We start from the raw sequence: 9,229 nt of genomic DNA on the forward strand, positions 1-9,229 counted from the left end.
GTGTCCCACGGCAGGCACGCCCGTTGTGAGGGTGTGACCTCAACACGACGCATCTCCTCGATCCTCGCCGTCGCCGCCGCCTTCTCGTGTCTCGGCGCCTCCGCGGCGTCCGCCGCGACCGCCGCCGACACCACCGGACCGCTCGGACCCAAGGTGAACCCGGTCAGCGAGCTCGACGCCCTCACCATGACCGGCATCCCGGAGGAGTCCCGGGGCCGGTTCCCCGGCATCGCCGAGCAGCTGAGCGGCCTCAGCCGGGTGAACGAACTGGGGCAGCTGCGGCAGCTGACCGACCTGGCGGCGCCCGCCACCGGGGTGCTCCCGGAGATCTCCACCTGACCGACCCGACAAGCCCTCCCGACGCGAAGGTCCGGTGCCCCGAAGGCACCGGACCTTCGCCGCGTCAGGCCTTGGGGGAGGCCTCCCGTACGGGGTGCTTGCTGAGGATCGAGACCCGGTTGAAGGCGTTGATGGTGATCGCCACCCAGATCACCGCGGAGATCTCGTCCTCGTTCAGCGAGCGGCGCGCCTCCGCGTAGGCGCGTTCCTGCGCGAGGGCGTCGGCGGGGGAGGTGGTCGCCTCCGCCAGGGCCAGGGCCGCGCGCTCCCGTGCCGTGAAGAGGGCGGTGTCGCGCCAGGCGGCGAGGACGCCCAGGCGGCGGGTCGTCTCGCCGGCGCGCAGGGCGGCCCGGGTGTGCACGTCGAGGCAGTACGCGCAGCCGTTGATCTGGGACACACGGAGGTTGACGAGCTCCACCAGGAGGCGGTCGAGCCCCGCGTCCGCGGCCGTCGCGCGGACCGCCTCGGCCGTCTGGACCAGGGCGTGGTAGGCCATGGGGCTCTGCTTGTCGACATAGACGCGCCCGTCCGCGGGGGCTCCTGTCGTGTCGCTCACCGTGCGCTCCTTCCCGAGGGCCGATGCCTCGTCCGCCGACCGTGCGTGTCACTGTCGCAGGGGCTATCATCGTCCATGATTGTTGAAAATGGAACTACTTCCATGGAGGGGTCGGCAATGAGTACCACGGAGATCGAGGTCCTGACCGCGCGGGACGTCCCGCTGGGCGGACCGCGCGCCATGACCGTACGGCGTACGCTCCCGCAGCGGGCCCGCACGCTGATCGGGGCCTGGTGCTTCGCCGACCACTACGGCCCCGACGACGTCGCCGAGTCCGGCGGCATGGACGTCGCGCCGCACCCGCACATCGGGCTGCAGACCGTGAGCTGGCTGTTCAGCGGCGAGATCGAGCACCGCGACAGCCTGGGCAGCCACGCGTACGTACGGCCCGGCGAGCTGAACCTCATGACCGGCGGCCACGGCATCAGCCACACCGAGGTCTCCACCGCCCGCACCACCGTCCTGCACGGCGTCCAGCTGTGGGTGGCCCTCCCCGAGGAGCACCGCGACACCGCCCGGGACTTCCAGCACTACGCCCCCGGGACCGTCCGCGTCGACGGGGCGGACCTCCGGGTCTTCCTCGGCTCGCTCGCCGGCTCGACCTCTCCGGTCCGCACCTTCACACCGCTCCTCGGCGCCGAACTCCTCATCGACCCGGGCGCGACCGTCACCCTGCCCACGGACCCCGCCTTCGAACACGGCCTGCTCGTCGACGCGGGCGAGATCGGCCTCGCCGGCACGCTCCTGCGCCCCGCCGAACTCGGGTACGCCCCCACCGGGGCCGACAGCCTGACCCTGACGAACGAGACGGACGCCCCCGCCCGCGCGGTCCTGCTGGGCGGAACCCCGTTCGAGGAGGAGATCGTCATGTGGTGGAACTTCATCGGCCGCAGCCACGAGGACATCGTCGAGGCCCGCGAGGACTGGGAGAAGGCCTCCGACCGCTTCGGCGAGGTCGCCGGCTACCCCGGCGACCGCCTCCCGGCCCCCACCCTCCCCAACGCCCGCATCGCACCCCGCAAGAACCCGGCGCGCCGCTGACCTGGGATTTCCTCTGCTGAGCCGACATGGGGGCGGAGGCGCTCGGTCTCTGTCAGACCACGGACGGCATCGCCGACGTACTCGGCGCCGAGCACGATGAGACCCGCCCGGCCCCGGCTCGGTCCAGGCCGGTCCGGGCCCGCTGGGGCCGTGCGCGAGCCCCGCGCGACGTTCCGGCCGGGTCAGCGCCTGCGCGGGGCCGGGGAGTCCATGAGCAGCGCCTCGGAGACCAGGCGGACGCCGCGGGAGAGGCGGGCGAGCTGTTCGAGCTCGACGGCGTACATCCTGATCGTCTTCTCGATGACCGACTCGGCCACGCCCAACGCGGGCAGCTCGGCCCTGCTGGTGCGCAGGGCCGAGCGCACCGCGCGCGTCTCGTGTTCGAGCTGCAGCTGGACGTGCCGGGTGAGGAGGACGGGGTGACGGGTGAGCGGCAGGTAGCCGCCATAGCGGGCCGGGAGGAGATTGCGCAGCCACTGGGTGGCGGTGCGTTCCCAGTCGGGCATGCCGGGGGCCTTGACCTGGAGTGGCCAGTCCGGGCTGCGCGTGAGGGTGGCCGTCTGGGACATTCTCGTCACTTCCGAGGGGTGTCGAAACTCTGATCGAGACAATGGTGGGGGCGGCCTCGGTCCTGGGGTTGACCGAGGCCGCCGTGCGTTCCACAGGATCCGAGAGCCCTGCCCATCACCCGGTGGCGCCAAGGAGGAGGGGGCGGCCCATCGGGTGGCTGTTCGAAGAGGACGTGGGGTCGTCCTTCCCGGCCTCGGGGATCCGGAACACCGCGTCAGTAAATATATATACCGACGAGTATGCAAGCGTATGAAAAATTTCATGCATGGAGAAGGCTGAATGGCCCCGGTGTGGGCGGGGCGGGTGAAGCCCGGTCCGGTTCCCCCTAGAGGAAGAATCCGTGCTGGTCAGCGGCCTGCTCGTACTGTTCGAGCCGAGCCTGGGTCCGCTCCGGACGGGCGTCCGCCATGGCCTGGAGCAAGGCGGCGGAGATCATGCCGGGGGCGGCGTACGAGTCGAAGACGAGCCGCGAACCGGTCCCGGCGGTCAGCACCACATCCGCCTCCTCGACGAGCGGACCGACGGTGGGGTCCGTGATCAGCGCGACGCGCAGGCCGGTGCTCCGGGCAGCCCGTAGCGCGACCAGCGTCTCCTTGGCGTGCCGGGGCATCGCGAAGGCCAGTACCCAGCCGCCGCCGGCCGCCCGGGCCTGCAGCAGTGCGTCGTAGGCGACGCTGCCGCCGCGGGTCACCACGCGGACGTCGGGATGGATGCGGCGGGCGGCGTAGGCGAAGTACTCCGCGAGGGACACCGAGATGCGTAGGCCGAGGACGGTCAGGGGCACCGAGTCGGCCAGTTCGCGGCCGATCTCCAGGACGTGGTCGGTGTCGGCGAGGAGTCGCCGGACGTTCTCCAGGTTCTGGATCTCGGCGTCGACGGCGGCCTGCAGTTCGTTGCGCCGCAACTGCTCGCGGCTGCCCGGAACGCCCGCCACCGCGCTCAGGGCGATCGGCTGAAGCGCCTCGCGCAGGGCGGGGTACCCGGTGAACCCGAGGGACACCGCGAAGCGGGTCACCGAGGGCTGGCTGACCCCGACCCGCTCGGCGAGCTCCGTGATCGAGAGGAACGCGGCCTCGGTGAGGTGATCCACCAGATACTGGGCGATCCGCCGCTGGCCGGGGGAGAGCCGGTGCCCGTCGAAGAGCGCCAGCAACTGGTCGGAGGGCGTCTTCTCCTGCCCCGGCGAGGCTCCACCCGGTGTGATTGCGGCCGCCTGCGCTCGCGCGTGCTGGCTCAAGGACACCCGGCGACCTCCCTCTCTCATCACTCGTGTCCAACATAGTCCACGCTCGGCGACCGGATGATCAGCACGCCGTGATCGTCCCTGCCGGCTGCGTTCGTGACGGCCCGCAGGCGCCCGGGGGTTCCCGCCAGGGCGCGCCAGGCCTCGTTCGGACCGGCACGGTGGCCGCCGGAACCCTCGCCGGCACACGCTGTGGGCGAGCGGTTCACGGCACGATGACGAGTCGCCCGCGCATGCCCCCCCTGGGTCAGGCGCGCGTGGGCCGCGGCGGCGTCCGCGAGAGGGAAGGTACGGGCGATGCGGGCCGGCGCGATGCCCTGGTCGGTCAGTCGGGACAGTTCGGCGAGCCGCGTGCCGTCAGCGCGTACGTCCCGGGCGTTGACGCGGATGTCGCGTTCGGGCGCCGGTTCCTGGCCGGGCCACACGCCGACGTAGGCGCCTGCGTCGCGGACCGGCGCGAGGGTCGCTTCGCCGAGCACGGCTGCATCGACGGCGCCGTCGAAGGCCGCCGGGGGGAGGGCGGCGTCGCGGGACTTTTGGCTGGCCCCTGCCTGGCGTATGGGTCGCTGACCTGCGATGATGCGCTGTCCGCGTGGGTTGTGGTGGAACTTCATCGGCCGCAGCCACGAGGACTTCGTCGAGGCCCGGGAGGAGGGGGGAAGGCCTCCGACCGCTTCGGCGAGGTCGCCGGCTGCCCCGGTGACCGCCTCCCCGCCCCCGCCCTCACCAACGCCCGCATCGCACCGCGCAAGAACCCCGCGCGCCGCTGACCCGCGACCGTTCCCCGTTTCCGACCCCACCCCATGCGAAAGGCACTCCCGATGACCGAGCAGACCGCCACCGCCCCCGTCGTCCGGCGCGTGGACCCCCGCCACCGGTACGAGATCCTCGTCGACGGCGAGCGCGCCGGGCTGACCGCCTACCGCGACCGTGACGCACAGCGCGTCTTCTTCCACACCGAGGTCGACGAGGCCTACGCGGGCCAGGGCCTCGCCGGGATCCTCGTCGAGCAGGCCCTCACCGACGTCCGCGCCTCCGGGATGCGCATCGTCCCCGTCTGCCCCTACGTGGCGAAGTTCCTGAAGAAGCACGAGGAGTTCGCCGACATCACCGACCCGGTGACGCCCGAGATCCGCGAGTGGCTCGACGGACAGCTGCGCCGCTGACCCTCCCCGGAGCGGCCGCCCGTCAACACGACGCACGCGGAGGCGAACGCTTCCCCCGTATGGCCAGTTGCGCGCGACCGGGCCCGTGCGCCCCCCGGGCCGGAGGGGTCGAACGGGCGACCGAACCGGCGGGGCCGCCGCGCGCAGCTGGCCGACTCTCGATCGGTTGGCCGGAAAGCCGCTGGTGACAGAGATAAACATCGTTTCGAGCAAGATCACTGCAAGGAGGTAATGCCCTCGGACTCTTCGAGCGAGGCGGGCGCGACGGCCGTTACTGTCCAACCCGAGATCTGGACCGATTCCCAGATCTTCGCCCCCTTTCACCTTCTTTCACCGGATTTCGGCGCGCCCGAGCGCCGATCGCCGCCCTTGCGAAGGAGAGCTCGCTCGATGACCGTTGACGACCGCCCGGACGTACAGCTGGAGCCGCCCCGGCAGTCCAGTCTGAGCACCGCGGCCGCCCGCAACCTCGCCACCACGACCAAGTCCGCCCCCCAGATGCAGGAGATCAGCTCCCGCTGGCTGCTGCGGATGCTCCCCTGGGTGGAGACCAAGGGCGGCGCCTACCGGGTGAACCGCCGCCTGAGCTACACGGTCGGCGACGGACGCATCGAGTTCGTCCAGGACGGCTCCCGCGTCCGCGTCATCCCCCGCGAACTCGGCGAACTCGCCCTGCTGCGCGGCTTCGAGGACGTCGACGTGCTGAACGCCCTCGCCGACCGGTGCGTTCAGCGCGACTTCAGCGCCGGCGAGGTCCTCGTCCAGCGCGGTGCGCCCGCCGAGCAGATCCACCTCATCGCCCACGGCCGCGTCAACCAGACCTCCGTCGGCAAGTACGGCGACGAGGTCGCGGTCGCCACGCTCGCCGACGGCGACCGCTTCGGTGAGAACGCCCTGCTCGACGGCGACGCCGGCTGGGACTACACCGCGACCGCCGATACCTCCGGCACCCTGCTCACCCTCTCCCGCGCCGACTTCGCGAGCATCCTCTCCTCGGCGCCGAGCCTCCAGGCCCACATCCGGGACTTCAGCTCGCTGCCGGACCAGCGGCAGAACAAGTACGGCGAGGCCGAGATCGCGATGTCCGCCGGCCACAAGGGCGAGGCCGACATCCCCGGCGCCTTCGTCGACTACGAGCTCAAGCCGCGCGAGTACGAACTCTCCGTCGCCCAGACCGTCCTGAAGGTCCACACCCGGGTCGCCGACCTCTACAACGGGCCGATGAACCAGACGGAGGAGCAGCTCAGGCTCACCATCGAGGCGCTGCGCGAGCGCCAGGAGCACGAGCTGATCAACAACCCGGAGTTCGGCCTGCTGCACAACGCCGACTTCAAGCAGCGGATCCAGCCGCACTCCGGCCCGCCCACCCCGGACGACCTCGACGAGCTCCTCTGCCGCCGCCGCAGCACCAAGCTCTTCCTCGCCCACCCCCGGACGATCGCGGCGATCGGCCGCGAGTGGAACCGTGCCGGGCTCTACCCGGACACCATCACCCTCCACGGGCACGAGGTCCCGGCCTGGCGCGGGGTCCCGATCCTGCCCTGCAACAAGATCCCCATCAGCAAGGAGAACACCAGCTCGATCCTCGCCATGCGTCTCGGCGAGGACAACCAGGGCGTCATCGGTCTGCGCCAGACCGGACTCCCCGAGGAGTACGAGCCGGGCCTCTCGGTGCGGTTCATGGGCATCAGCGAGCAGGCGATCATGTCGTACCTCGTCACGACGTACTACTCCGCCGCCGTCCTGGTCCCGAACGCGCTCGGCGTACTGGAGAACGTGCAGATCGCGCGCAGGCGCGACTAGGGCCCCAACCCGCAGGCCACCACCACCCGGACCATCCGGGCCGGGTCCGCGTGCCCGGAATCCGGGACGGCCCACCCACCTCTCCAAGGAGTCACGGATGCCCGATCCCGGGCCTTCCCCTCTGCAGTCCAGCCTGCCCGGCGCCGCGGCCTCGTTCACCGCCCGAGTCCTCGCCGACGCGGCGGCCCACGGCCACGCCGTACCGCAACTCCCCACCGAAGCGCCGGCGGTGCAGCAACTCCCCACCGACACACCGGCCGTACCGGCGGCTTCCCGCCCGGAAGCCCCGACCGGGGCGCCGGCCGGGATCCCCGCCGGACTGCCCACCGGCCTCCCCGCCGCGGCCCTCACCGCGACCCCGACCGCGGCTCCTGCGGTCGGTCCCAGCGCCGTGGCCCCGGCGTCCCCGCCCGATCCGGGCTGGGTGCCGCGCGGTCCCAGCGGCCTGGGCACGGCAGGGCTGTCCCTGGCCGCGCGCCCGGAGTCCCCGGCATCCCCGGTGGCGCCCGTCGCGGCGCCGGCGGACGCCCTGATCATCCCGGGGCTCTACTGGCATCCGGTGCCGGAGCCCGACCCGGTGCGGGTGGAGGAGGTCAGCCTCCGGATCAAGTCGTGGGCGGTCGACGAGGTCCAGCTGTTCCCCGAGGACTGGGAGGGCCAGTTCGACGGGTTCTCCGTGGGGCGCTACATGGTGGCCTGCCACCCCGACGCCCCGACCGTCGAGCACCTCATGGTCGCCACCCGGCTGATGGTCGCCGAGAACGCCGTCGACGACATCTACTGCGAGGACCACGGCGGTTCGCCCATCGGTCTGGGCGGACGCCTCCTCCTCGCGCACACGGCCCTGGACCCGCTGTACTCGACGGCGGAGTACCAGCCGCAGTGGGCGGAGTCGCTCCACGCGGACGCGCCCCGGCGCGCCTACCGCTCCGCCATGGAGTACTTCGTCCGCCAGGCGACCCCCTCCCAGGCCGACCGGTTCCGGCACGACATGGCCCGGCTGCACCTGGGCTACCTCGCCGAGGGCGCGTGGGCCGAGACGGACCACACGCCGGAGGTGTGGGAGTACCTGGTGATGCGGCAGTTCAACAACTTCCGGCCGTGTCCCACGATCACCGACACCGTCGGCGGCTACGAACTCCCCGCCGATCTGCACGCCCAGCCGGCCATGCAGCGGGTCCTGGCGCTCGCCGGAAACGCCTGCACCATCGTGAACGACCTGTACTCGTACACCAAGGAACTCGCCAGCCCCGGACGGCATTTGAACCTGCCCGTGGTGCTCGCCGACCGGGAGAACCTCTCGGAGAAGGACGGGTACCTGAAGGCGGTCGAGGTCCACAACGACCTCATGCGCGACTTCGAGGCCGCGTCCGCCGAACTGGCCGCCGTCTGCCCCGTCCCGAGCGTGCTCCGCTTCCTGAAGGGCGTGGCCGTGTGGGTGGACGGCAACCACTACTGGCACCAGACCAATACGTACCGCTACAGCCTGCCCGATTTCTGGTAAGAAGGATTTCATCTGTGACCAACACCGAGCTCCCCACCGTCAACGGCACCTCCGCGTTCGTCCCCGGCCCGGCGACGCCGTACCAGGGAGACATCGCCCGTTACTGGAACGCCGAGGCCAGGCCCGTGAACCTGCGCCTCGGTGACGTCGACGGGCTGTACCACCACCACTACGGCATCGGCGCCGTCGACCACGCCGCCCTTGGGGACGTCGAGGACAGCGAGTACGAGAAGAAGCTGATCACCGAGCTGCACCGGCTCGAGTCGGCGCAGGCCGAGGTGCTCCTGGACCACCTGGGCCCGATCGGCCGCGAGGACACCCTCGTCGACGCGGGCTGCGGCCGCGGCGGTTCGAGCGTGATGGCCCACCAGCGCTTCGGCTGCAAGGTCGAGGGCGTGACCCTCTCCTCCACGCAGGCCGAGTTCGGCAACAAGCGGGCCAAGGAGCTGGGCATCGAGGACCACGTCCACGCCCAGGTCTGCAACATGCTGGACACCCCCTTCGAGAAGGGCAGCATCGCCGCCTCGTGGAACAACGAGTCGAGCATGTACGTCGACCTGGACGACCTGTTCGCCGAGCACTCCCGCTTCCTCCGGGTCGGCGGCCGCTACGTGACCATCACCGGCTGCTGGAACCCGAAGTACGGCCAGCCCTCGAAGTGGGTCTCGCAGATCAACGCGCACTTCGAGTGCAACATCCACTCGCGCCGTGAGTACCTGCGCGCGATGGCCGACAACCGCCTCGTCCCGCAGGCGGTCATCGACCTGACGCCGGACACCCTGCCCTACTGGGAGCTGCGGGCCACGTCCTCGCTGGTCACCGGCATCGAGGAGGCGTTCATCGAGTCGTACAAGGACGGCTCCTTCCAGTACGTCCTGATCGCGGCCGACCGCGTCTGACCCGACGACGGTACGGAAGAGGCAGGTCGAGGCGTACCGCAAGGTTCTGGAGGCCTTCCCCGAGGGCCGTGTGGTCGTGCGGGTGCTCGACGCGGGTGCCGACAAGCC

The 9,229-nt window shown here is 71.3% G+C and carries 10 protein-coding genes and 1 pseudogene; 7 read left to right on the top strand and 4 right to left on the bottom strand.

Annotated elements, in window-relative coordinates; translation table 11 throughout:
* Nucleotides 1–33: 33 nt before the first annotated feature.
* Nucleotides 34–339, top strand: a complete 306-nt coding sequence (locus ABT041_RS32595; RefSeq protein WP_351191281.1) for a hypothetical protein — start codon at nt 34–36, stop codon at nt 337–339.
* 64 nt (nt 340–403) lie between these two features.
* Here the strand turns inward: ABT041_RS32595 and ABT041_RS32600 are convergent, their stop codons facing one another.
* A complete protein-coding gene (locus ABT041_RS32600; protein WP_351191307.1) occupies nt 404–835 on the bottom strand; it encodes a carboxymuconolactone decarboxylase family protein in 432 nt (143 codons plus the stop codon).
* A 177-nt stretch (nt 836–1,012) separates the two neighbouring features.
* On the opposite strand from ABT041_RS32600, the gene ABT041_RS32605 reads away from it, so the two are divergent.
* A complete protein-coding gene (locus ABT041_RS32605) occupies nt 1,013–1,936 on the top strand; it encodes a pirin family protein (RefSeq protein WP_351191283.1) in 924 nt (307 codons plus the stop codon).
* A 182-nt stretch (nt 1,937–2,118) separates the two neighbouring features.
* Here the strand turns inward: ABT041_RS32605 and ABT041_RS32610 are convergent, their stop codons facing one another.
* The 3 genes from ABT041_RS32610 to ABT041_RS32620 all read right to left on the bottom strand — a co-directional run bounded on the left by ABT041_RS32610 (nt 2,119) and on the right by ABT041_RS32620 (nt 4,363).
* The gene (locus ABT041_RS32610) at nt 2,119–2,505 is read right to left on the bottom strand and encodes a hypothetical protein (RefSeq protein ID WP_351191285.1); all 387 of its coding nucleotides are present in this window, start codon (nt 2,503–2,505) and stop codon (nt 2,119–2,121) included.
* 326 nt (nt 2,506–2,831) lie between these two features.
* Nucleotides 2,832–3,770 carry a MurR/RpiR family transcriptional regulator gene (locus ABT041_RS32615; protein WP_502976638.1) on the bottom strand — a complete coding sequence of 313 codons (939 nt, stop codon included), beginning with the start codon at nt 3,768–3,770 and terminating at the stop codon, nt 2,832–2,834.
* The gene (locus ABT041_RS32620) at nt 3,770–4,363 is read right to left on the bottom strand and encodes a zinc-binding dehydrogenase (RefSeq protein WP_351191289.1); all 594 of its coding nucleotides are present in this window, start codon (nt 4,361–4,363) and stop codon (nt 3,770–3,772) included. The genes ABT041_RS32615 and ABT041_RS32620 overlap by 1 nt, the downstream gene beginning before the upstream one ends.
* Here ABT041_RS32620 and ABT041_RS32625 point away from each other — a divergent pair.
* From ABT041_RS32625 to ABT041_RS32645, 5 genes and pseudogenes are all read left to right on the top strand, one after another.
* Nucleotides 4,347–4,519, top strand: a pseudogene (locus ABT041_RS32625) (pirin family protein); the annotation flags it as partial. The gene ABT041_RS32620 and the pseudogene ABT041_RS32625 sit on opposite strands and share 17 nt — an antisense overlap.
* Before the next feature lie 51 nt (nt 4,520–4,570).
* A complete protein-coding gene (locus tag ABT041_RS32630) occupies nt 4,571–4,915 on the top strand; it encodes a GNAT family N-acetyltransferase (protein ID WP_351191291.1) in 345 nt (114 codons plus the stop codon).
* 390 nt (nt 4,916–5,305) lie between these two features.
* The gene (locus tag ABT041_RS32635) at nt 5,306–6,718 is read left to right on the top strand and encodes a family 2B encapsulin nanocompartment shell protein (RefSeq protein WP_351191293.1); all 1,413 of its coding nucleotides are present in this window, start codon (nt 5,306–5,308) and stop codon (nt 6,716–6,718) included.
* A 97-nt stretch (nt 6,719–6,815) separates the two neighbouring features.
* Entirely contained in the window at nt 6,816–8,222 is a 1,407-nt protein-coding gene (locus ABT041_RS32640) for a family 2 encapsulin nanocompartment cargo protein terpene cyclase (protein ID WP_351191295.1), read from the top strand.
* Between the two features lie 14 nt (nt 8,223–8,236).
* A complete protein-coding gene (locus ABT041_RS32645; protein ID WP_351191297.1) occupies nt 8,237–9,121 on the top strand; it encodes a geranyl diphosphate 2-C-methyltransferase in 885 nt (294 codons plus the stop codon).
* The last annotated feature ends 108 nt before the right edge of the window (nt 9,122–9,229 follow it).

Source organism: Streptomyces sp. NPDC002825 (genome assembly GCF_040295385.1).
Classification (GTDB): Bacteria; Actinomycetota; Actinomycetes; order Streptomycetales; family Streptomycetaceae; genus Streptomyces.

Coding starts and splice junctions, on each gene's coding strand:
- ABT041_RS32600 (WP_351191307.1), bottom strand. CDS start 835: ATGGCCTACCACGCCCTGGTCCAGACGGCCGAGGCGGTCCGCGCGACG.
- ABT041_RS32605 (WP_351191283.1), top strand. CDS start 1,013: ATGAGTACCACGGAGATCGAGGTCCTGACCGCGCGGGACGTCCCGCTG.
- ABT041_RS32610 (WP_351191285.1), bottom strand. CDS start 2,505: ATGTCCCAGACGGCCACCCTCACGCGCAGCCCGGACTGGCCACTCCAG.
- ABT041_RS32615 (WP_502976638.1), bottom strand. CDS start 3,770: ATGAGAGAGGGAGGTCGCCGGGTGTCCTTGAGCCAGCACGCGCGAGCG.
- ABT041_RS32620 (WP_351191289.1), bottom strand. CDS start 4,363: ATGAAGTTCCACCACAACCCACGCGGACAGCGCATCATCGCAGGTCAG.
- ABT041_RS32630 (WP_351191291.1), top strand. CDS start 4,571: ATGACCGAGCAGACCGCCACCGCCCCCGTCGTCCGGCGCGTGGACCCC.
- ABT041_RS32635 (WP_351191293.1), top strand. CDS start 5,306: ATGACCGTTGACGACCGCCCGGACGTACAGCTGGAGCCGCCCCGGCAG.
- ABT041_RS32640 (WP_351191295.1), top strand. CDS start 6,816: ATGCCCGATCCCGGGCCTTCCCCTCTGCAGTCCAGCCTGCCCGGCGCC.